This window comes from Paenibacillus sp. J22P165 (assembly GCF_059692015.1).
On record NZ_JCAUAP010000001.1, the window covers coordinates 681923 to 706948 of the forward strand.

At 46.9% G+C, this 25026-nt stretch carries 15 protein-coding genes; 14 read left to right on the forward strand and 1 reads right to left on the reverse strand.

The window, feature by feature from the left end; genetic code table 11:
* Window positions 1-4 precede the first annotated feature (4 nt).
* The 3 genes from AC58QM_RS03050 to AC58QM_RS03060 all read left to right on the forward strand — a co-directional run bounded on the left by AC58QM_RS03050 (window position 5) and on the right by AC58QM_RS03060 (window position 3724).
* The gene (locus AC58QM_RS03050; RefSeq protein WP_497281237.1) at window positions 5-1327 is read left to right on the forward strand and encodes an ABC transporter substrate-binding protein; all 1323 of its coding nucleotides are present in this window, start codon (window positions 5-7) and stop codon (window positions 1325-1327) included.
* A 104-nt stretch (window positions 1328-1431) separates the two neighbouring features.
* Window positions 1432-2661 (forward strand): MFS transporter, encoded by a 1230-nt coding sequence (locus tag AC58QM_RS03055; RefSeq protein WP_497281238.1) that lies wholly within the window; start codon window positions 1432-1434, stop codon window positions 2659-2661.
* A 112-nt stretch (window positions 2662-2773) separates the two neighbouring features.
* The gene (locus AC58QM_RS03060; protein WP_497281240.1) at window positions 2774-3724 is read left to right on the forward strand and encodes an NAD(P)/FAD-dependent oxidoreductase; all 951 of its coding nucleotides are present in this window, start codon (window positions 2774-2776) and stop codon (window positions 3722-3724) included.
* On the opposite strand, the gene AC58QM_RS03065 is transcribed toward AC58QM_RS03060, so the two are convergent.
* Entirely contained in the window at window positions 3719-4441 is a 723-nt protein-coding gene (locus tag AC58QM_RS03065) for a DUF2161 domain-containing phosphodiesterase (protein ID WP_497281242.1), read from the reverse strand. The two genes, AC58QM_RS03060 and AC58QM_RS03065, sit on opposite strands and share 6 nt — an antisense overlap.
* Before the next feature lie 119 nt (window positions 4442-4560).
* Between AC58QM_RS03065 and AC58QM_RS03070 the strand changes: the two genes are divergently transcribed.
* From AC58QM_RS03070 to AC58QM_RS03120, 11 genes are all read left to right on the forward strand, one after another.
* A complete protein-coding gene (locus AC58QM_RS03070) occupies window positions 4561-5859 on the forward strand; it encodes a sn-glycerol-1-phosphate dehydrogenase (RefSeq protein ID WP_497281243.1) in 1299 nt (432 codons plus the stop codon).
* 210 nt (window positions 5860-6069) lie between these two features.
* Window positions 6070-7455 (forward strand): family 4 glycosyl hydrolase, encoded by a 1386-nt coding sequence (locus AC58QM_RS03075; protein WP_497281245.1) that lies wholly within the window; start codon window positions 6070-6072, stop codon window positions 7453-7455.
* 13 nt (window positions 7456-7468) lie between these two features.
* Complete coding sequence (locus AC58QM_RS03080; RefSeq protein WP_497281247.1) at window positions 7469-8851, forward strand: MATE family efflux transporter; 1383 nt, start codon at window positions 7469-7471, stop codon at window positions 8849-8851.
* Window positions 8852-8876: 25 nt separating this feature from the next.
* Window positions 8877-11087 (forward strand): alpha-galactosidase, encoded by a 2211-nt coding sequence (locus AC58QM_RS03085; protein ID WP_497281249.1) that lies wholly within the window; start codon window positions 8877-8879, stop codon window positions 11085-11087.
* A gap of 4 nt (window positions 11088-11091) precedes the next feature.
* Window positions 11092-11466, forward strand: a complete 375-nt coding sequence (locus AC58QM_RS03090) for a cupin domain-containing protein (protein ID WP_497281251.1) — start codon at window positions 11092-11094, stop codon at window positions 11464-11466.
* Window positions 11463-13241, forward strand: coding sequence for a glycoside hydrolase family 36 protein (locus AC58QM_RS03095; protein WP_497281252.1), 1779 nt, complete (start codon window positions 11463-11465; stop codon window positions 13239-13241). Before AC58QM_RS03090 ends, AC58QM_RS03095 begins: the two co-directional genes overlap by 4 nt.
* A 38-nt stretch (window positions 13242-13279) precedes the next feature.
* The gene (locus tag AC58QM_RS03100; protein ID WP_497281257.1) at window positions 13280-14272 is read left to right on the forward strand and encodes an aldo/keto reductase; all 993 of its coding nucleotides are present in this window, start codon (window positions 13280-13282) and stop codon (window positions 14270-14272) included.
* Between the two features lie 224 nt (window positions 14273-14496).
* A complete protein-coding gene (locus AC58QM_RS03105; RefSeq protein WP_497281259.1) occupies window positions 14497-15702 on the forward strand; it encodes a glucuronate isomerase in 1206 nt (401 codons plus the stop codon).
* Window positions 15703-15803: 101 nt separating this feature from the next.
* Window positions 15804-16760, forward strand: a complete 957-nt coding sequence (locus AC58QM_RS03110) for an ABC transporter permease (protein WP_497281261.1) — start codon at window positions 15804-15806, stop codon at window positions 16758-16760.
* Between the two features lie 28 nt (window positions 16761-16788).
* Entirely contained in the window at window positions 16789-17658 is an 870-nt protein-coding gene (locus tag AC58QM_RS03115; protein ID WP_497281262.1) for a carbohydrate ABC transporter permease, read from the forward strand.
* A 265-nt stretch (window positions 17659-17923) separates the two neighbouring features.
* Window positions 17924-24757, forward strand: a complete 6834-nt coding sequence (locus tag AC58QM_RS03120; RefSeq protein ID WP_497281264.1) for an Ig-like domain-containing protein — start codon at window positions 17924-17926, stop codon at window positions 24755-24757.
* Window positions 24758-25026: the final 269 nt, after the last annotated feature.

Here is a 25026-nt window from a genome sequence, read left to right on the forward strand (position 1 = left end):
CTAAATGAAAAAATTAACGATGGTTTCAATGGCGGCAGTATTATCCTTATCCGTACTAGCAGCTGGCTGCGGGAAAAAAGACGAGACAGCAAGTCCAGCACCAACTACGGGCGCTTCAACATCTACAACAACACCTGCTGCTGGCGGTAAGCCAGTCACTATTAAAATCTTCCAATTCAAAGTAGAGATTGCAGATCAACTTGGTAAAATGGTGCAAGAATATCAGAAGCTGAACCCGAACGTGAAAATTCAAGTTGACACTGTCGGCGGTGGAGCTGACTACGGTGCAGCCCTTCTTGCAAAGTTTAACGCAGGTGACAAACCGGATATTTTCAACAACGGTGGTTTCACGGATCTAGATAAATGGATCGACAACTTGGAAGATCTATCCGATCAACCTTGGGTGAAAGATCTGGTAGATGTTGCGAAAGAGCCTATGACTAAAGGTGGCAAACTATACGGTCAGCCGCTTAACCTTGAAGGTTACGGTTTCCAATACAACAAAGATCTATTTGCTAAAGCAGGCATTACAGAGCTTCCAAAAACATTCTCACAACTAGAAGCAGCGGCTAAAAAGTTGAAAGATGCGGGTATCACACCATTTGAAACAGGCTATGCCGAGTGGTGGGTACTTGGAAACCATTTCGTGAACCTTCCATTTGCTTATCAAAAGGATCCGAACGCGTTCATCGATGGCTTGAACAAAGGTACATCAAAAATTACAGGTAACGAAGTGTTCAACCAATGGGCGAAATTGTTCGACCTACAATTGCAATATGGCAACAAAAACCCTCTACAAACCGACTACAATACACAAGTAACGGATTTTGCTACGGGTAAAGCGGCTATGACGCAACAAGGTAACTGGACACAAGTTCAAATTTCCAAAACAAACCCAGATATCAAAATTGGTTTCTTGCCAATGCCGATCAGTGATGATGCAACAGCGAACGATAAATTGTTCGTAGGCGTACCGAATAACTGGGTTGTCAATAAAAACTCGGCCGTTAAAGACGAAGCTAAGAAATTCTTGAACTGGATGGTTAGCTCCGATATCGGTAAGAAATACATCACAGATGAGTTCAAGTTTATCCCTGCTTTCAAATCAATTCCTGCTGACGAGAAAGTACTTGGACCATTAGCAGCAGACATTATCGCATACAGCAAAGCTGGTAAAACATTGAGCTGGAACTGGTTCAAATTCCCAGGTGGAGAAGCATCCAGTAAGAAATTCGGCGATATCATGCAAGGTTATGTTGCGAAGAAGTATACGAAGGATCAAATGTTGGAAGAATTCCAGAAAACATGGGATAGCCTTAAGAAGTAAGCCAAATCTAGACGTACGTCAAGCCCCAGCGCCGATGCTGGGGCTTTTTACTGTTTAACAGTTCGCGCAATGGCTGTTACAATGTAGAGGACTGGGGGATTACCATGAATTATAAAATTAGAGCATGGCTGCAGAACAGAGGGAATGCGCTTCCGCTTGAGAAAAAGTTGTCTCGCGATGCGATTATTTCCTTGATTATTCATTCCATTTTTCAATTCGGAGCTTCCATGTCAGGGGTGTTCCTCAATTTATACTTGTGGCGGTTAACGCATAGTGTAGTCGTGAATGGGACGTACAGTATTATCGTGTATATCCTAACACCGATAGGGTTCGCCATTGGCGGTTATATGATTAAGAAGAAGGATCGTATGGTTGCGTACCGGCTAGGTATCGTACTCATTGGTCTCTTCTATTTAAGTGTGAGTATTGCAGGGGAGCGGTTGGTCGATTATTATGTGCTTTTTGCCATATTTAATGGACTTGCAGGCGCTTTCTACTGGGTTGGCTATTTAACGCTGATGTATGATGTGTCGACGGAGCAGAATCGGATTCGTTATCTCGCGTACAATATGATGTTCTTCACAGCTGCTACGCTTGCAGGACCGGCTCTTGCTGGTTTCATTATTCGGTTAAAAGAAGGCTTAAGCGGATATACGATCGTCTTCTCGATTGCATTCCTTATGTTTTTATTGGCCGCGTTAATTTCTTTGAAAATTAAGGCGTCAGGCGGGCATCATCGTGTGTATTATTTGAAATACACAGGGCTCATTATGAAGAAAAAGCAAGAGTGGTCGAAAGCGTTGTTTGGCTTTTTCGGGATGGGATTGCTGCAAGGCACGATGATGTTTCTTCCAAACATTCTCTTATTCAAAGTACTGCCTCGAGAAGATTTGGTTGGTTACCTCGGTGTCCTTTATTCGAGTCTAAGTATCGTGATGGGGATTTTTATTTCAAAGTACGCGAATGCGGGCAGAGCAAGAATGTATTTGACCATTTCGACAGTGGGTTACCTTGTGGGTGTCTCCTGTATTTTAGGAAGCTTAAATGTGTGGTCGGTTGTCGGCTTTATGATTCTGTACTCGATCTTTGCACCTCTGCAAGGGAATACAATGACAGGTTTCTATTACAGCTTAATAGCGAGACTTCCTCTTAAAGGGGAATTAAAGGTCGAAAGTGTGGTTGTTCGGGAATTTTTCTTGAATGTCGGGCGGGTCATTTCCATTCTCGTTCTGATTACTTTTGGTAGTGATTTGGATAGCGGCCTCATTCCATGGATCCTGCTGCTTGCTGCAATGACGCAATTTGGGTTGATCTGGTCGATTAAGAATCGATAGGGATATAATAAGAATCACAAGTAAACGACCTCTATAAGGATGAAAAGGATGATTGCCCCACATTTCGGTTATCCTAGTTGGTAGTGAATTGAAGAAGAGGGGCACTGTGGACATGGAGAGAGTGGATGCTGTGATCGTCGGAGGAGGCATTGCAGGGCTTCAAGCGGCGATTCAACTAGGCAGATATGAGCATAAAGTACTTGTAATTGACGCGGGTTACGGGCGTTCAACACTGTGTAGGAGCTATCATAATATTCTTGGTTGGCCAGACGGCGTATCAGGGGAACAATTACGACAATTAGGCAGGGTGCAAGCGGAGCGGCTAGGCGTTGTTTTTGTCCAAGATGAAGTTGTACAAGCTGTCGCCAAAGGAAGAATCGGTGATGGCTTCGAGCTATGGGGAAAAAGCGGCCGAGGTTATGAAGCGAAGACGCTTCTGCTGGCGACGGGTTTGATCGATCGTATGCCTGAAATCCCGAACCTGAAAGAGTGCTTGGGACTAACCGTATATGTGTGTCCCGATTGCGACGGATATGAGATCAGGGATCGCAGTACGGTGGTGATGGGCTCAGGAGATGCAGGAGCAGCAATGGCGATTAAGCTGCGTTACCGAACAGAGATGATAACGTATGTGAATCACCAAAATCGTGCGGTGAAAAGCGAACATCTGGTGGAAATGAAGAAGAAAGGCATCACCTATTTGACAGAAGACCTTGCCGAGGTTATTGCCGATTCACCGGGGCGCTTCAAGGGCATTGTGCTCAAAGATGGCAGTAAAGTGGAAGCAGAGAGAGGCTTTATTGCTTTCGGAGGGAATGAAGTCAAGTCAGATCTAGCGCGCCAACTGGGTGCAGAACGCATGGAGAATCGGCACATTATGACCGATCCTCGCAGTAAGATGACGAGCGTCCCGTTCGTATGGGCGGCTGGCGATGTGGGTGTCCATGCAGAACAAGTGACGATCGCCATGGGTGAAGGCTCACAAGCCGCTATTTGGATGAACAAGGCACTGCTGCGGATGAATGAGGAGGCCAATGTTCATCGGGTAGTTATTCGGTCATAAAGACGAAGGGATGGTTATCGTTGGGAAAGCCGAAACTACGTGCGCATACTCGACTAAGGCTTTCTCGCCGCCGGGTGTAAGATGATAGATGCCGCGGCTTTGTCGGACAAACCAACGATAGTAGTTTTGCTGCAGAAGTGAGCTCACGTTCATATTGCTGGTCATCTCACGCAACTTGCGTGGACTGAGAGGTCCATGCTGCTGCATCAGATAGGCACAATGGAGTGATTTCTCACGATACGCGGTCATCAGCTTCTGCTGGGAGCTGCCGCCAACGTTATAGTCACCGCTGCGCTCATGAAATTCGGTCATTAACTTGCCAGAAGCTCTTTTGTTAGGGCGTAAAGTATAAGGTGTAGGCTCACAGACAAGATCGACTGTGGGCTGTTTGCGTTTGTAGAATTGGACCGTTAACACGCCTAGTCCAAGCATGCGACAAAGACGACGAATATCCTCCCATTGCACGCGATGGGGGGCTTTCCCCTTATTAGGGAGCTCGAAGGCGACATAGACATCTTGTGTAAGCCGTAATCGATCAATACCTTGAATGAGCAGCGGGATATTAAAGCTCTTCTTTAATTCAACAATAAGCGGTGGTTCTTCGCCGCGAATGGCCACCAAGTCACAGTGCTTAACTTCCCCGCGGACGGTATAGCCACGCTGTTCGAAGAAGTGTTTGATCGGTGCATATAGCTCGGTTTCGGATTGGATCGGCATGAGGGATTTGTCTCCTCTTTTCGTGCGAAAAGTCTATTAGAATGGCTTTCATTATAGCATAGGTTGAGCTAGAATAGGAGGAAGGATCACTTGTACGTACGAGTTAGGAGATGAGAGATATGAGTGAATTATTACAAGCGTGGTTGGGAAAAAGACTAGATTGCGCCTGCGGGCAAAAGCATGAGATTCCGATTCGCCGTATTGTCATAGCTCAAAATGCTTTAGCTGATGTTGTTGCTTATGTGAAGGAAACAGGGTATGAGGAAATAACGCTGGTAGCCGATGCGAATACCTATGCGGTGGCTGGTGAAAAGCTGCGTTCGCTGCTGGAAGACGGACAGGTGAAGGTTGGCACTTGTGTCATTCGTGAGAATGAAATGGGCGAAGTCGCAGCTGACGAGGAAGCCATCGTACAATTGATGTTGGACGCGTCGACGACTTCACAAGTTCTGATCGCCGTGGGTACAGGGACGCTGCATGACATTGTACGCTTTGTAAGCCATCGAACGAATCGGCCTTTCCTCTCCGTGCCGACAGCGCCGTCCGTTGATGGGTTTGCCTCAGTGGGCGCACCGCTCATCGTTCGCGGTTTCAAACAGACGATTCCCTGCTCTGCGCCCGAGGCGCTGTTCGCTGACTTGGGCATACTCGCAGCAGCGCCGCAAGCCATGATTGCAGCTGGCGTTGGCGACATGCTCGGCAAGCACACCTCACTCGCGGACTGGGCACTCGGCCGCGTGCTGTTAGACGAGCACTACTGCGAGCTGAGTGCTCGCTTGACTTTGGAGGCGGTGGAGCTGACCACCGCCCATCTGGAAGAGATTGCGCAGCGCACCGAGCTGGGCATGCGCCGATTGATGGAAGGCCTGATCCTATCCGGCCTTTCCATGCTTTTGGTCGGCCACTCCCGGCCGGCCTCTGGGGCTGAGCACCATCTCTCCCATTATTGGGAGATGGTGCTTCTGCAGCAGCGCCGCCGGGCGCTGCTGCACGGCGCGAAGGTCGGCGTCGCGACCGTGCTCATGGCGCAGCGCTATCAGGCGCTGCTGGAGCTTACGGCCGACGAGGCCGCTGCGCGCCTAGCGCACGGGCAGGCCCCGAGTGCGCAGACGGATGCGGAACGCATTCGGGCGGCCTACGGGGCCATGGCCGAGGCTATCATCGCCGAGAATGCGTCGGCGATGGGGGTTGATGCGCATGCGCTGCAAGCGCGCATCACGAAGCATTGGGGCGATGTGCAGAGCATCGCCCGGGCGGTTCCGCCGCCAACGCAGCTTGCTGCGTGGCTCGCGGCGGTGCAGGGGCCGGTAACGCCGGACCAGCTTGGCGTGGAGCCAGCGCTGGTGGAGGCATCGCTGCAGGATGCGCTGTTCGTGCGCAACCGGTTTACGATCTTACGTTTACAGCGGCTGCTGTAAGCACGGCACGCGGTCAATGGTTTTTCATAACCGATTTTGTCATCTTTCATACAACGCCAATCCTCTAAAGAGGGCTGGCGTTTTTTAGTTTCTCTTTTTGCAAAGTGTAAAAAATCACAACCCGACTTAATTTTTGCCATCCCCTAATGTGGAATTGTTTTCTATACTGATAGCTAATGTGGGTGTTGAAAGATATGAAGGAGGAACAACATGAAATTTGCTAATGAGAAAGTCAGCGATATACAAATCGCTTATATTGGCGGGGGTTCGATGTATTGGGCTAAAAATCTGGTTGCCGATTTGGCGTTGGATGGTCAATTGTCGGGTACGATTCGGTTGTATGATCTTGACTATGGGAAAGCCCAAAACAATGAAAAACTGGGTAACTCGGTTGCTGACTATCCAGAGACGAAATCCAAATGGACGTATAAGGCGTATCCGACGCTCCAAGAAGCGTTGAGTGGCTGCGATTTTGTGTTTATTTCGATTCTACCTGGTACTTTTGAAGAAATGGAATCCGACGTTCATGCCCCTGAGAAATACGGTATTTATCAGGCTGTTGGTGATACAACGGGACCAGGGGGGCTGCTCAGAGCTCTTCGTACCATTCCCATGTATGTGGAAATTGCCCAAGCGATCGAGCGATATTCGCCTGACGCCTGGGTGTTTAATTACACGAACCCAATGACACTCTGTACACGGACACTTTACGAAGTGTTTCCGAAAATTAAAGCAATTGGCTGCTGCCATGAGATTTTCGGGGTACAAGGTCTTCTGATTCGCATGCTGCGCGATATGGAAGGCATGGAGGGTGTACACAGGGATGAAGTGAAAGTGAATGTGCTGGGGATTAACCATTTTACATGGATCGATCAAGCGACGTATCAGAATAGGGACTTACTTCCGATGTATCGTAAGTTTGTTGATAACTATTATGAATCTGGATTTGAACATAACAAAGATGCTTGGATGACGAACACATATACGGCGGCTAACCGCGTGAAGTTTGATTTATTTCGGCGTTATGGTGTAATTGCTGCTGCGGGCGACCGTCACTTGGCAGAATTTATGCCTCCTTGGTATTTAAAAGATCCAGAGACGGTTCGATCATGGAAGTTTGGGTTAACGACGGTTCAAAGTCGTGTTGAAAAGCATGCTGCAACCGAGCTTTTTTACGGAAAGCTGCTAAGTGGCGAGGAGAAACTGCCGCTCAAAACATCAGGCGAAGAAGAAGTGAGACAGTTAAAAGGTCTCATTGGACTTGAGCAATTTGTCACTAATATTAACGTGCCTAACGTTGGCCAAATGAAGGGCATTCCCATGGGGGCAGTTGTAGAAACGAATGCGGTGTTCGCTACAAACAGCTTGCGTCCGGTTTACGCAGGTGAGCTTCCGATGGAAGTTAATAATCTGGTTTTACAGCACACGATGAATCAGGAGTTAATTCTGAAGGCGGCTCTTCAAAAGGACAAGAACTTGGCATTTAAAGCGTTTATCAACGATCCGCTAGTGACGATTGATATTCACGATGCAGAGGTATTATTCGATCAGATGCTGCACAATACAAAAGCGTATTTGCCTGGATGGAACATCTAATGGCAGGCCAGCCATGAATGCAGATGCAGCGATATCCAGCGAATCCGCCTCCATAAATCCACAGGATGATAAAGCTGTTCGCCGGATGATTTTCAAATTGGCAGGTCCATCTTTGACGGAAATGCTGCTCATGAATGCAACTCAAATGGTGATGATGATTCTAGTCGGACATCTCGGGGCTGTTGCCGTGGCAGCAGTTGGCTTAACAAGCCAACCCTATTCCTTATTGACCGTGCTTTTTGCAGCGCTGAATTCGGGTACAACCGTTATTGTTGCTCGTTCGACTGGAGCGGGGAAGATGGAGGACGCGAATTTAGCTGCTGGGCAATCGCTTATGCTAGGTGCTGTCTTATCTGTCCTTATAGTTTCGATTGGCGTGACCTTTGCAGAGAGCCTGCTTCAACTGATGGGCGCTAGTGATGAGGTCGTTCAGCTTGGACTAACCTATGCAAAAATTATGTTTTTTTCAATCGGTTTTTCCTCAATTTCATCTGCTTTATCTGCTATTCTGCGAGGCTCAGGCGACACCCGGACACCGATGATAATCAATGTGCTGGCAGGCTGCATGAATGTGACCCTTGGGTTCTTGCTGATTTATGGTCATCTCGATTTTCCGCAAATGGGCATTACGGGTGCGGCAATGGCTACGTTGCTGGTTCAGTTCGGAGCGATGATTTGCTTTATCGTTGTTATGTTTAGCGGCAGGTTTACAGTTCGAATCGGATGGTCAGAGATCAGCCGTTTGGATCGCGTCATGATCAGTCGAATGTTGAGGATTGGCATACCAAGTAGTCTAGAGCAATTGATCATGCGATTAGGGATTATGACATTTGTGAAAATTTGTGCGGGATTAGGGACTGTTGCCATCGCGGCATCGCAAATTGTAACGAGCATTATTGGCATCTCGTTTATGCCAGGTGCTGCATTCGCGATAGCAGCTTCAACGTTAGTTGGGCAAACACTAGGTGTAAGCAAACCCGATCTTGCCGAACGATACGTGTGGCAGGTCCGAAAGTACGGCATGATGGTGGCCGGCTTTATGGGGGCGCTTTTTATTGTGTTCGCACCGCATATCCTTAGGCTGTATACAAATGACGAGACGATTATTCGTGAAGGGGCCTGGGCTCTTCGCATCGTAGGTTTTATTCAAGTATCACAAATATCGCAATTTGTTCTTGGAGGCGCCTTACGAGGCGCAGGAGATACACGCTATCCGTTGTATTCGACTTTTATTGGTGTATGGGGAATCAGAGTTGTACTCAGCTACTTGTTCGTGTATGTCTTTCATTGGGGCATGATCGGATTATGGAGTGCGGTGGCAAGTGATCAATTTCTTAGATCTAATCTCATTTATTTGAGGTTTAAACGCGGGGCTTGGAAGCATTTGAAGGTTTAATTTATATAAAGGGGACGCGTCAACAATGGGGATTGTTTACGATTCGATTTCGCAAACCTTCCATCTTCAAGGGAAGTCGTCAAGCTATATCATGCAGCTGATCAATTCCAAATATATAGCTCATGTTCATTGGGGGCGCCGAGTACGTGGAAGCAATCCAGGAGGGTTGCTCGTTAGGCGACGTCGCTGCTCGTTCTCTCCATCCACGGATCCGGATGATTTGACACTGTCTTTGGACACATTGCCGCAGGAGTTTCCGGGATATGGAGCCAGTGATTTTCGAGTTCCGGCCTATCAGGTTCAAATGGAAGACGGTACGACGGTCAGTGAGCTCGTCTATGAGTCCCACCGGATTTATGCTGGAAAAGCACCATTAACGGACATGCCGTCCACTTATGTGGAGGATGAAAATGAAGCGGAGAGTCTCGATATTGTATTGGCAGATTCAGTGATCGGATTAAAGGTGATACTTACGTATACTGTTTTTCGTGATTTGGATGTGATCACAAGGTCTGTTCAATTCTTGAATGTGGGGAACCGATCCATGAAGCTGTTTCGAGCATTGAGCTTCGGTATCGATATGCCTTCTAGTGATTTTGATATGCTTCATTTATCTGGCACTTGGGCGCGTGAGCGTCATATCGAAAGACGTCCCCTGGTAACAGGCGGTTCTGTGATTGAGAGTCGTAGAGGGTCTAGCAGCCATTCGCTTAACCCATTTGTGGCGCTGCTTTCCAAGCAGGCGGATGAAGAGCATGGCGAAGTCTATGGTTTTAGTCTTGTTTATAGTGGGAGCTTTGTTGCACAGGCTGAGGTGGACCCCTATGGAACGACCCGTGTCGTGATGGGCATCAATTCGTTTGATTTTTCATGGCTGCTGGAGCCAGGACAAACCTTCCAGACGCCAGAGGCAGTTCTCGTTTATTCGGCAGAGGGCCTCGGTGGAATGTCGCGCACGTATCATAAGCTGTACCGCACACGTCTATGCCGTGGACATTTCCGTGATCGTCATAGACCGATTCTCATCAACAACTGGGAAGCAACGTATTTCAATTTTAACGCAGATAAAATCGAAGAGCTTGCCCGAGTGGGTAAGGAGCTCGGTTTAGAGCTGCTCGTGCTGGACGATGGTTGGTTTGGCAAGCGAGACAATGACAAAAGCTCACTCGGCGATTGGTTTGTCGATCGAAATAAGCTCCCACAAGGCATGCCTGATCTGGTAAACCGTGTGAATCAGCAAGGGCTGGAGTTCGGCCTATGGTTTGAACCAGAGATGGTATCGCCAGATAGTGATCTGAATCGGGCTCATCCTGACTGGTGTCTGCACGTTCCGGGTAGGCGGAGGACAGAAGCGCGGCAGCAGTTAGTTCTAGACTATTCGCGACAAGATGTTAGAGACTACATCGTGAGGGTCATCACTGATATTCTTGCGAGCAGTCCTATCATGTATGTGAAGTGGGATATGAACCGCAATATGACGGAAATCGGTTCTGCTCAGCTCCCGCCAGAGCGACAGCGAGAAACGTCCCATCGGTATATACTCGGGCTTTACGAAGTGATGGAACGGATAACCTCGGCATTTCCGAACGTATTGTTTGAAAGTTGTTCTGGCGGTGGAGGAAGGTTCGATCCAGGGATGCTCTACTACATGCCGCAGACATGGACGAGTGATAATACGGACGCCGTTGAACGGCTCAAAATTCAATATGGCACGAGTCTCGTGTATCCAATCAGCTCGATGGGCGCTCATGTTTCCGCTGTCCCTAATCATCAAGTCCATCGGACGACGCCGCTTGATATGCGTGGGCATGTGGCGATGTCAGGTAACTTCGGCTACGAGCTTGATTTGACAGCTTTCGGGGAAGCGGACAAGGAAGCCGTGAAGGGGCAAGTTGTTCTTTATAAACAATTGCGGCATCTGATCCAGTTTGGCGAATTTTACCGACTAATTAGCCCTTTTGAACAAACTACTGCGGCTTGGATGTTCGTTTCCGAGGATAAGAAGGAAGCTTTGGTTGCTTTTTTTCAAGTGCTGTCAGAGCCGAATGCACCTCTCAGGAAAATGCGATTGAAAGGTCTTGCACCGGAGAGCAATTATTTACTCTATGATGCGGGAAATCAGGATGAGTGTGTGGAAATATTTGGAGGAGACGAACTCATGCACGTAGGTCTTAATTTACCGATCTGGAAGGGCGATTTCCGAAGTCGCCTTTACCGCTTAAAAATGGAGGAATAACCAGATGAAAAAGCTGCGTTTGAGCGATTTGCAGGATAAGAGGAACGGTCATATTTTACAGGATGTATTACCAGGTGCTTATTTATCGTCAGGCGGTCTGTCTTTTGCAAAACGGGGCGAACGCAGCCATACGAATGATGGTCCTGAAGGAAGAGACTACCATGTTCACGGTGATTGTGAAGCATTTATGATTTTGCAAGGAACTGGAACGATGGAATTGAATGGTGAGTTTATACCAGTAACAACCGGAGATATCGTGATTGTTGAGCCAGGAGAGGATCATCATCTCATTTCAAGCGAGGATGACCCGATTGTCACTGTGTGGTGCCATGCGGGTGCGAATCGGCATAAGAATCAACAGCAGGAGGATGTCGTGTGAACAAAATTATAAACACGGATACCCATACTTTCAATTTAACTAGTGAGGATCATGGGTTTAACGTCACGTTATTAACGGAGAAGCTGCAGGAGGGCATCGATCTCATTACCTTGCGATTGGAAGCGGGCGAGTCGGCAACGCCTCCCGTCTTCACCCTTCGTTGGTCACATCCTGCTTGTGATATTCAAGGCAGCTGGCATCCCGCTCAGGACCGGAATAAGAGCTTTAAGGCCGATTGGATGCGCACGTTGCGTTCCAATGCTGCAGCGTCGGCACCTGTTTACGCCTTGTTTAATAGCCTAGGTCGCAACAGGATGACTTTTGCTTATTCAGATGCCCTTAACACGGTACACTATTCGGGTGGCATCAGTGAGGAAACGGCTGATTTTCATTGCTGCGTCCAATTGTTTACAGAGACGACGGCGCCATTTCAATCGTATGAAGCGAAGCTTCTTGTAGATACAAGAGATGTACCTTACTTTGAAAGTCTTGATGGCGTTCAAGCGTGGTGGAGCGAGATGCCGGAATATCAACCAGCATACGTGCCAGAGGCTGCGAAAGAACCGATGTATTCAACGTGGTATAGCATGCATCAGAACGTCACAGATGTGCAAATTGAAGAACAGTGCCGTATCGCCAAGCAGTTGGGGATGGAAGCTGTTATTGTGGATGATGGCTGGCAGACGGCAGATAACCGCAGAGGATATGCGTATTGTGGAGATTGGGAGACTTATGAGGGCAAATTCCCCGATATGAAACGCCATGTGGATGCGGTTCATGCATTAGGCATGAAGTTTATCCTTTGGTACTCAGTACCTTTTATAGGAAAATATAGTCAAGCTTGGAATCGGTTTAATCATAAAATTCTGCGATTTAATGAAGGACACGGAGCGGCTGTATTGGATCCGAGATATCCGGATGTTCGAGAATATATCATCAATACCTATGAGAAAGCGGTTAAAGAATGGGGCTTAGACGGCTTCAAACTTGATTTCATTGATACGTTCTATTCGCCTGAGCTGCAAATACCTTCGACAGTGGAAGGTAAGGATTATGAGTCCATACCTGCTGCGGTTGACCGTCTATTGACGGATTCGATCGGTAGATTGAGAGAATTAAATCCAGCTATCATGATTGAGTTTCGGCAAATGTATATCGGTCCTGCGATGCGCAAATACGGTAACATGTTCCGTGCTTCCGATTGTCCGAACGACAGCATCCAGAATCGTGTGCGAACGCTGGATCTCAGGCTGATCTGTGGAAACACAGCTGCGCATGCGGATATGATCATGTGGCATCCGGAAGAACCTGTGGAAAGCGCCGCTTTACAGTTAATTAATTGTTTGTTCTCGGTGCCGCAGGTATCTGTTCTTTTGGATAAACTGCCTTCTGATCATTTGAAAATGCTTACCTACTGGCTTGCTTTCTGGAAAGAGAACCGCGACTTGTTGCTAGACGGCTCTATCGAGCCTATGAACCCGGAATTGTTATATCCATTAGTTCGTGCGGTTCATGAGGATCGCGGGATTATCGTCACCTATCAGGAGCAGATTGTGACTATCGATACAGCGGCACCGGTGTCTCAATGGATCGTCGTAAACGGCAGAAGACAGGATGGACTGTATGTAGAGGTAACGGGTGAAATCAGGGCTGCGAAGGTGACGATTCGTAATTGCTGTGGAGAGATTACGGAGGAGCAGTCTGTCGAATTGACGGCAGGTATGCATAAGGTTGCGATTCCGGCATCAGGTCTTGCAACCATTACCATGGAATAAAGAGATGACATCGGCAGTCATATTGAGGGGGAACAGCGATGAACTATACAGCAAATGAAGGCAGATATGCAGGCATGCCCTACAATCGAAGCGGAAAGAGTGGCCTTAAGCTGCCGCCGATCTCTTTAGGATTGTGGCACAATTTTGGCGGCGTAGATCTCTTTGAGAATAGCAGAGCGTTAGCGCGTCATGCCTTTGATCTAGGGATTACGCATTTTGATCTTGCGAATAATTATGGTCCACCGACGGGATCAGCAGAAGAAGTGTTTGGGCAGATTTTGAAAAAGGATTTGCAGCCGTATCGTGATGAGCTAATCATTGCTACAAAAGCTGGTTACCGTATGTGGGACGGCCCATACGGAGAGCGTGGCTCCCGCAAAAGCATGCTCGCCAGTCTTGATCAAAGCCTTAAGCGACTAGGCCTGGATTATGTGGATATTTATTATTCGCACCGTTTCGATGCGGAGACACCTCTGGAAGAAACGATGAGCGCTTTGGATCAGGCTGTCCGTCAGGGAAAAGCGCTGTATGTGGGCGTGTCTAATTATAATGCAGAGCAAACGGAGCAAGCGGCAGCTATTTTGAAAGGTCTGGGCACCCCATTCATCATTCATCAAGTGCATTATTCCATGTTCGAAAGACGCTTGGAGCAGGGGCTGCAGGATATTTTGCTAAGAGAAGGTGTGGGATCTATCGCCTATAGTCCTCTTGCGAGAGGGCTTCTGACGGATCGTTATTTGGAACACATTCCGGCAGATTCCCGTGCGGCAGGGGGCAGTGTGTTCTTAAGACCTGAAGATATTACGGAGGAGAAGATTGCTAAGTCTCGTCTTTTACATGCACTAGCTCAGGAACGAGGTCAGAGTCTTGCTCAGATGGCCCTAGTTTGGGTTCTTCGCAAGGGACATGTGACGTCTGCTCTCATTGGCGCAAGCAAACTCAGCCAATTAGATGATAATGTGGCGGCCTTGAAGCAGCCTGATTTCACGCAGGAAGAATTGGATCTAATCGATAGCATACTAAGTAAATAAGCTAAGAGCATCGGGTGGACGTGGCGTCCATTCGGTGCTTTTTTATACTTTATTGAAAGTATAAGAGTGAAGTTAGTCGATAAAATCGACTAACTCGCCTGCAGGCCACTATCCTCATTTTTAACGATCATAAAAAATCACAACCCAGTGGAAGTTATCCCATGTAACAGATCAGGTAATCCATGTACCATCAGAATATAAGGCTTGTAGAAGGAGGAAGAGGAATGAATAGGCAGATGAAGCAGGGGAAGGAAATCTTAGAGGCGCAGATTATGCAGCTGCCCGTTGTGGATACACATACCCACCTAGTGGGGGATCGACTCTGTGCTGGCGACTTCTGGGAGATTGCCCATTATTTCTGGTTGTTTCGTGAGCTGCAGGCTGCCGGTTACCCGGCGAATGCGATGGAGCTCCCTGAGGATGAGCGGATTACGGCCTTCTTGGAAGCTTATCATGGGTCAAGAAATACGATGATGAATATCGCGATGACGAACATGTTCAAACATTTATATGGCATCGTTATCGATGACGCGTCTTCGGTTAGAGAAGCTGACGCTGCCGTTAAACAAAGTGCTGGGCGGGCAACGTGGGCGCAAGAAGTAGCAGACCGATTGCATGTTAGCCGATTTGTCGTCAATATCCCCGAACATGCAGAATTTCAAGGGATGCGTGATAACGCCATTCTGATCCCGCGAATTGATGGTAAATTAGGCGGATGGACCAAAGAAATTCAGCTGTCTCCTACCCCTGCTGAAGCATTCGTTCAAGCGAGTGATCAGCTGGCGCAGCTCTTGGATAGCTATAAGGAAGCGGGCTACGTGGGCATCATGACCACATTGCCGAGCTATGAAACGAGCGCTAACCGCAAGGTTGAGATTGGGCCAGACAGCACCAAGGATGAGATATTAATGATGCTGCTGCACGAGTTAGGAGCCGCTGCTGAGCAAAGGGGACTTCTCATACAGCTCTTCCTCGGTGTGGAACGCTCCTGGTGTGGAACAGCCACGCCGGTCAATGACCCTACTCGTATCCTCAAGCTGTCTGCCTTGTTTGACACGTATGCGAACTGCACATTCGAGCTCGTAGTAGCTTCAGAGCTCAACAATTTGGATATTGTGCAAGCCGCCTGGAACTTTCCGAATGTACATGTAGGTGGACATTGGTGGTTTAACTTCCGGACGAGTACATATCGAGATAGTATGCAGTACCGTCTTGAGGCGCTTCCGGCCATCAAGAGCTCACTCATTGTCTCCGATGCCAGGTGTATAGAGTGGAGCTACGGCAAGATATGGCTTGTTAAAAAAATCGTGAGCGATTTCTTATGGGGACAAATCGAGTCAGGCTGGATCGATTACGATACGGCGATCTATGTGGCAGAGAATTGGCTGTACACTAGTGCAGCAAAGCGTTATGGAGTTTCCAAATCGTAAAAAAACACAAAGCGCTATAAGTTTCACCATGTCTACCTTGGAACAACCCTAGTAAGATGAAGAAGTCAAATTGATGCAGCATGCAAGAAGGGGAGGACACCATGGCCAGTAAAATACAGCCATCCGATCACACCATGTATACGTTTTCAACGCAGGGTCAGAAATGGGCATTTATGCGAAAACATTGGCCGATTTATGTGATCTCATTACCGGGAATTATTTATTTCTTACTTTTTAAATATATCCCCTTATTCGGTTCGGTCATCGCGTTTCAAAACTACAACATTTTCAAAGGAATAAAAGGCAGTAATTGGGTAGGTTTAGAGCATTTTCAACGGATGTTTGCGTACACCGACTTCCTGCAAATATTAAAAAATACGATAATAATCGGCATCTATGATATCTGTTTCGCGTTTCCGGTTCCAATCGTATTGGCACTTCTCATTAATGAAGTACGCATCATGGCTTACAAACGGATTGTACAGACGGTGGTTTATATGCCACATTTCCTATCCTGGGTCATCGTCGGTGGCGTTGTGGTTGGGGTATTATCCCCTTCTACGGGGATCGTCAATCATTTGCTTTCCTTGTTTGGTGTAGAGCCCATTTATTTTCTAGGGGAAAGTAGCTATATTCGGACCATTCTCATTAGTACGGGGATTTGGAAAGATAGCGGTTGGGGGACGATCATCTATTTAGCAGCGATTGCAGGCATTAATCCTGATCTCTATGAAGCCGCACAAATTGATGGAGCCAGTCGCATTCGTCAAGTGTTCTCCATCACGATACCTAGTATTTTACCAACGATCGTTATTTTATTTTTACTGCAAATTGGTAATTTTCTGGATTTCGGTTTCGAACGCGTCTTCGTATTTCTTAACCCGCTCAATAACGAGAATGGGGAGATTATCGATACGTTTGTGTACCGGGCAGGACTGGTTGATCGGCAATACAGCTACACGACGGCTATTGGGTTGTTCAAGTCGGTTGTGGGTCTTATGTTGATTATGATCAGTAATACGTTTAGTAAGAAAATGACCGGAGAAGGATTGTACTGATACGGAAGGAGACCGGAGGTGAATCGCTATGATTATGACAAGAAGCCATAAAATTTTTAATATATTCAACCTAGTATTGTTAGGTGCACTTGGACTTAGCATGGTGCTGCCCCTTATTCACATTATTGCGCAGTCTTTAAGTAATAATGCGGCCATAAATGCGGGTGAGGTTTCCCTGTGGCCTGTAGGTTTTACGCTGGGCAGCTATAAATTAATTTTGCAGGATCCGACGATATGGCTGGGGTTTCGGAATAGTGTCATTATAACGGTATTTGGAACATTCATTAATTTGTTCATGACGACAACACTTGCTTATCCATTATCGAGACCGGAGTATTTGTATCGTAAATCGGTTCTGCTGTTAGTACTGTTTACTTTGATTTTCAGCGCACCGTTAATTCCCAACTATTTATTGATCAAGCAATTAGGGATGCTGAATACCCTATGGGCATTAATGCTTCCTATGGCGATTAGCGCGTTTAACTTGTTCGTTATGCGTTCATTCTTCCTGAACTTGCCTTCAGAACTGTTGGATTCAGCACGAATGGACGGCTGCGGCGAGTTCCGTATACTTTGGAATATTGTCTTGCCGCTGTCTAAACCAGCAATGGCTACAATGGGTATTATGTATGCAGTAGGTCACTGGAACCGTTATGCGGAGGCCGTCTTCTATATCGATCATCGTCAATGGATTCCATTGCAAGTACGGTTAAGGGAAATTGTATTTACGGATCAAATGGGGCAATCGGACGTATCCTCTGAGCTCCTACAGCTTCTGTCACCGGAAGGAATTAAGATGGCGGTCATCGTGGTAGCTACGATTCCAATCCTGTGTGTATATCCGTTCCTGCAAAGGCACTTTATCCAAGGTATGATGGTGGGTTCGGTGAAATCTTAATCAGTAAAGTTAAAAAATGTGAAATCAGCCATCCCGTCAGCATATGTGGGGTGGTTTTTTATCACTTCATGGGCGTGAGCTCATATCGTAAATAAATCAACCTCAATCGTAAATTTTTCCATCTATGGAAATAAGAATGTGATTTACACTTAGTAAGGCAAGGGAAGGAAGGAGATGATTCTTACTTTTGTTATGGAAGCGATTGCATAACAAATGAGAACCCCTTGTTTCAAGTAGGTGTAACTGACACAGAGGAGGCTTTAGAATGTTCAGTAAGATGTTGAAGCAACAAGTACTTAAAAAGGCGGTAAGCGTATTGCTTTCATTAGCACTTGCTCTTACGTTATTCAACATGAATCCAGTAGCAACGGTTCATGCAGCGCCGGAAGACAACTTGGGCATTTTGGACATACACGTGAATAAGCCAGTCAATGCAGTCGTTGATCTTCACAATGCAACAATTGACGTATCCTTGCCTTACGGTACTATCTATCAAATGCTGAATGTAACAACCAACGGAGCAAACGCATTGCTCTACAGAAATGACGAAACGACGGGGATCTCTTTTGCAACCAGTGGATTGAACAAAGGTGATGCAAAATTGGACCAATTCTCACCAAGTGGAACGACAACTTATTATTTGGTCGTAACCGATATTCAGAATAGCAATAATAGCAGAAAATATACGATCACGGTTACGGTAAATTCAGTAGTACCCCCTTTAGCTGGTAATATGGGGCCCAATGATACATACTCGCCACTGAATATTCAAGCAGGTGAATCTGCCTGGGATGTGATCGGCGCTTCCAAAATAGGCAATGGCAGTGGAACGGGCTCTATCGAGGGTCCTGGCGTCCCTTCCTCCTACAGTGGAAAACCATGGGCGGAGTCGGTATATGACCGTTCAGGAGATTACCCCGTGGCTTCGACTGTGAATGACACATGGTTAGGAGACAATATGTATTTGCAGACGATTGGGCGCAATGATGTGAATGCGCTTACCAAATATGGTATTGCAGGCGTACCCGGTACATCCAAGCTCAACTCGGATATTCTGCGGTTTCATGAATTTAAGCCTTTTGTTACGCCGGCAGGTGTAAGTCGGGATGACGGTGATCGTGGAGCCGTGGACAGCGACAGGCAGCGCTTGGAGATTAAGAGCAATACCAGTGCAGCTAACATAAATGCCAATAGTGTAGGCGGCGACATTATGACGCACCACTGGAGACTCATGCTTCCTTCGGAAACATTAAGATTCCAACAAGATGTTGGTGAGAAAAAAGCTGGCGATTTTATTAATCCTCATCGTTTTTTTCACATCTTTCAATTAAAAGAAATCGCAGGCAACGCAGCTGGTCAGCCAGTAACGACATTGACTTTGGTATCCAGCGAAGGCAAAGGTCAGCTTGAATTTAGGAACAATCCGGATGGCAGTGCTGCAGATCGCATTAAGCCCTTATTCACAATTCCATTCGAGCAGATTGCGGATCGCTGGCTTGATTTTGAAGTTACTATTTTAACGGCGGATAAAGGTTATTTATATGGGAAGCTTGTCGATCTGGAGTCAGGTGACAAGTTGTTCGAAGGCGGGATGACAGCGGAAACGTATCGAAGACCTGAAGTGACCAACCCGTCTACGGGCCGATTAGAAAGAGGTGATCTGCCAGTTGAAGCGGGTCAACAAAACCGTTCCAAATGGGGGCTATACCGGGGGATGTATAACGGCGAGGCCGATGCAGCCTATGCAGATGAATGGCAATCGGCAACGATGTATCTGTCAGATGTACATTTAATTAAAAGGGATAAAAACAGCTATATTTTCCCTAATGGCTGGAACCCCCGTGCACAATCGAAAGATGCGGTTGCATGGGCAAGACCAGCAGCAGTGTCAGCTGCCCAGGGCACGGCATTCGGTAGTTTAACTTTACCTTCACAGCTTGATGTAACGCTAAGTACGGGTGCAATTGAGCCTGTGAACGTAACATGGAGCTCCAATGGCTACCATCCGGATCAAACTGGAATTCAAAAGATTTATGGGGAATTCAACAGCCCTGGCATCACGAACTCTGCCCACATTCAGCCTTATATAGAAGTTAATCTTTCCAGTTATAAGAACTGGGCGGTAACGCCGGGGGCTGTAATTAAAGTCGTGTCTAGCAGCGGCAACAGCAAAGGCAGTTTTATTGATGATAATGCGACAACTGCTTGGCAGGCGAACAGCTCGTTAACGAAAACGGACGGTTACCAGTATTGGGCAGCTGTAAAGCTGGAGCATAAAATAGATGTGAGTAAAATTCAAATTGAATGGACGAGTAACAGTAAGTTTTTGAAAAACTATCAGGTTTACTATGCGAATGATGCAGCAGCTTATGATGAGCTAAAAGAGGGCAATGCCCTTTCGGCTACTTCAGATGCAACGCGTAAACCGCTTGAGACCGCAAATGGTTCCCTCTGGCAGCCAATCCCTGATGTAGGGAAAACGACAGCATTAGAAAATAACGAAAAGGCTAGTCATACATTGGCTGTACCCGTTGCAGCCCAGTATATATTGCTTGTATCCGATGTCACGCTCGATAATAGTGCTGGCGGAATTAAAGCGAATGTATTCAATGTATATGGAGTACCTTCGGTAACGGAAGTTCCAGTTATTCCTGCAAACTCTGTGAACTTGTTAGATCCATCACGCTTTACACCGCAAGCTGGCGTCAATCTCAAAGTAAGCTCGGAAGCTGTCGATCATCCGGGGATAGATGCTTTGCGTTCGGGAGGCAGCGGCTATTGGCAAAATGCCAATTCAACTGTCTATAAGGGGGACTATTCACCCTCCTCACTAGCCTTAACCCTTGATCTAGGCGCTCCTAAAGTCATTGATAAACTGTATCTTGAGATTCCCAACACCATAGCGAATATCCAAAGTAATGCAACCAGATTTGAGGTGTATTACACAAATAATCCTGCATCATGGGCGAGTGCGCCTACGGCTGCTGATGGTGAGCAACAGTATGATTGGCAAGCTAATGGCTGGACATTAGCGGGGGGCACGGAGACCGAAGGTTTGTGGTCCTATGTGACGTACAATGGTCAACAATGGGGCTATGATACGAAGACGTTCTTATACCCGTTTACTGCTCGTTATGTCATGGTTAACACGGTATTAGTTGGCCCTAGCGATCGGCGGGCAAATGAGGCTAATTCCATGATGGGGTTATCTGGTTTGACGATATACGGCAAAGACGTCGTAACGAATGCAACTGCTTTAGTACCGGCAAAAGATACTTACAGTACATGGGATCAAGTTGCACCGATATCTACCACGATGAACCTTGGAGGGAAAGTGCTGACGAGCATTACCAAGGGTGATTATACGCTTCTTCTAAATACAGATTACACGCTATCTGGTAATACAGTTACGTTGACACCTTCGTACCTTGCTAAATTACCTTTGGGTACGAATGAATGGTGGTTCCATTTCAACAGCGGTGCTCCTTCGCTATTTACAGTGGATGTCATGGATCGAGGATATGGTGTAAATGACAAGACGATCAAGATGAACGCAATCGAAGGTGTATCTCCTTATAATGTGTTTGGTGGAGCCATGGGTACCGACGAACCTGTAGAAGGTATCACGAAAAGAATAAGAGATGGCTACCATGAATTTTATGGAAATCAACCACAAGCAATGGCTGCCGACGATCATATTAAGAGCGTGTGGGATAGCACCTTACAAAAGAATATATTCAAAATTACAGCCAACGGCAGAGGTCTGAATAACGAATTCCTGGATAAGGTCCGCGATGGTGAGTATGGGCACAAGGGTGTTTTCGACAAAACCTTAGGTTATGTTGTGGACGGTGCGGCATTTACGGACAGACAACGTATTGAAATTCGCCCCAGCGAAGATTCCAATCGCGATTTTGTAGCGTACGAAGGTGATGTGGTTTCCTATTCGTGGCTGTGGAACATTCCAGATGGCATCCAATGGAATCAGTCAAACTTCAGGCATATCTTCCAGTTGAAGGCTACGAATCGCCAATTAGCAGATACATTACAGGGCGGCAACAGCGGTGGTGAAAACGGCGCTTATATTCTTGCGATGTCCATTTCCGGTACGACGAACAGGAATCTAGTTGTCAATCATAACCGTTATGACGGCGATAAGAACCTGATGACAATTCCATTAAAAGAAATCGATGGACACTGGATAAAAGTTGAACTGGGCGCTCTCATCTCGGATAGCGGCTGGATCACAATTAAAATTACGGATCAAGTCACGGGCAAGGTATACACCTTTGACAGCCCTGATGTGTATCAAGTATTCGGGAATCAAGGTACAGGCGACGGCGTTAAAGACTTATGGCGTAGACCAGAACGTGCTGGCGGCTTTGAGACGGAGTATCCGGCTGCTTTTGATCAATATTTGCGACCAAAGTGGGGGATTTACCGCAGCTCTGCTAACGGGACCAACTCTGCCTATGACGCTGAGCTCGGGCTATCCGACATTACCATAAGCAAAGTGTCATCTGGGGTGTCATCTGTCAACCTTGCGTTGAATAAGAAGGCGTACAATGTTGGGCCGACAGTTGGCGCTAACCCGATTCAGATGCAATCTGCTGCGGCAAATGGGTATGGAAATGCGAATAAATTGACCAATGGTGTCTTGCAGGATCCGACCAAATGGACGGTAACGAACGTTACCAATTTGGATCAAATCGGTAATTATTCTTGGCTGGGTACTGACGGAGAGCGCAAAGGCAGCTTCGTCATCGACCTTGGCCAGGCTATGGATTTTAGCCAAATTAGATTGTTTGCCAAATCCACGAGGTTAAAAGGTGCAACGGTGTCTGTATCTACTGATATTGGAGATCATTCATCGGCGGCTGACTTTAACAACATGGTCTTTCAACAAGTGGAGAAACAGACAGCCTTAGGGTATACGTATGAGACTGGCAATAAGGATAGCGGTGCGGACTCCGCAGATAGCTCGTACCCCATTAACCTAGGTAAGACTTACCATGCCAGATATATCAAAGTAACGGTAGAGAACGCTTCTGGTGGAAATGCAGGCACAGATCTTACTGGACCTCCACGTCTGACACAAGTACAAGTGTTTAATGCACCGCTTCCTCCGCAGCATTTGATCCTTGAAGCAAGCCAATCAGGTAACCTGCTGAAATGGGACGCAAATGTTTTAAGTGAGGGATACACGGTGTACAATGAGACAACGGTACTTGCTAATCTCCCAGCAGATCTAACGAGCTATATGTTACCGAGTGGGATGACTGATCTTTCCAAAGTGACCGTAAGGTCAAAAGGGACAGACCCGTATTCACGTAAGTTTATGATTTCAGCCCCAACTTCTCTTAATATGTCAACTGACATTATCGGAATTGCACCGCTTAGTATCACAACTAATGTGGGCGTAGCACCTGTGTTACCGACAGTAGTCACAGCGGTTTACAGTGACAATTCAACAGGACAGCGCGCAGTAATCTGGGATCCTATTCTCGCTTCCCAATATGCGGCTGTAGGGAGCTTTAGCGTGCAAGGGACCGTTACTGGCGTAACTTATAAGGCTTTAGCTACTATTACAGTTAAAGCTGGGGATATCCCATTACCTGTTATCGTTAGTTACTCACCAGTCACAATCACAACAACAGCTGGAACAGCTCCTGTACTGCCAACGGTAGTTACAGCGGTTTACAGCGATAATTCGACTAGACAGCTAGGTGTCGTTTGGAACAACATGGAAGCTACGCAGTACGCTTCGGCAGGTAACTTTAAAGTGCAGGGAACCGTTGAGGGGGCGTCCTTGAAGGCAGAAGCAACGATCACAGTTACAGCGCGTACGACAGATCAAGGATCAAATCCTGGATCAGGATCAGGTACTGGGTCAAGTACTGGTTCTAGTTCAGGAACAACCGGTATCATTGATTTGGATAAAGATGCTAAAGTAACCAAAGAAACAACGGCGGATGGAAAGTCGGTCACCAAAGTCACCTTAGATGCGAATAAGTTGGAGAAAGCCTTAGCAATTCCCGTTGTCGTGATCGAAGTGAAGGACAGTGCATCCATTGTAAATGTGGAATTGCCTGCCCAGTCGATCCTGAACGCAATGAACAAACAAACTGGTGCGGTGATTCAGATTAAAGCGAATGGTGCCGTATATGAGTTACCAGTACAATTGTTTAAAGATATAGCTAAGGATTCTATAATAAACGTTGTCATTTCAAAAGTGACCGGTAAAGCCGGAGACGATGTCAATGCAGCGGTCAATAAACTGAACGCAAAGCAAGTAGTTGCGAACCCTATTGATTTTACAATCACGGTTAATGGGAAAGAATGGAATGATTTTGGCGGCGTATATGTGAACCGCACCCTCAGCCTTGGCACATGGATAGGTGACCCTGGCAAGGTAACGGCGGTGTGGATCGATGCGAACAATGGGATCCATTTCGTACCAGCCTTGATTACGACGAAGAATGGATCATCTGAAGCTGCGATTCGCTCGCCGCACTACAGCATATACACGGTCATCCAGTCCAATCAAACCTTTGCAGATTTAGCTGGGCATTGGGCCAAAGCGGATGTTGAGCTGCTGGCGAATAAATGGATTGTTAACGGAATAACGGATAAGCAGTTTGCACCAGAGGCGCAAGTCACGCGTGCTGAGTTTGCGGCTATGCTCGTTCGTTCGCTTGGATTAGCTGAGAAAAAATCGAATGCCTTCCGTGATGTACAGCCGGGAGACTGGTTTGATGGGGCTGTTAGCACGGCGCATCAAGCTGGGTTGATTGACGGCTATGAGGATGGTACCTTTAAACCTAACGCAAACATCACTCGTGAACAAATGGTAGCGATGATGATGCGTGCGATGAAAGTTGGCGGCAAGGAAATTCAAGCAGGCAACTCTCTCATAGATCGCTTCGCGGATCGTTCAACGATCGGCGACTGGTCGAAAACAGCAGTCGCACAGGCACTGACAGCTGGTCTTATTCAAGGCATGACGAACAATGTTTTCGCGCCTACGGAACCTGCAACACGTGCACAAGCGGCTACCATGCTGAAGCGAATGCTGCAATCCTTACAATTTATAAACTGATTACTATCCAGACCGCCATGCTGTTTGGCGGTCTTTCTTCGGCTTATTTTGGGGAAACTAAGCTCAAGCTATCATTTAACTGGATTTACTCCATCTATTCACGAAAATACAGCGGATTTGAGAAAATTACCTGTAGTATATCCATCTAATCACGAAGCGGGGAGAGCTTGTCTTTCGTTCTTGTCTTTCGCTTGATTAACATGTTGAGCTCGAAATACCTGTCTTTCTTCAATCGTATAAAATCACATAGCGTCTTAAATTTATACATT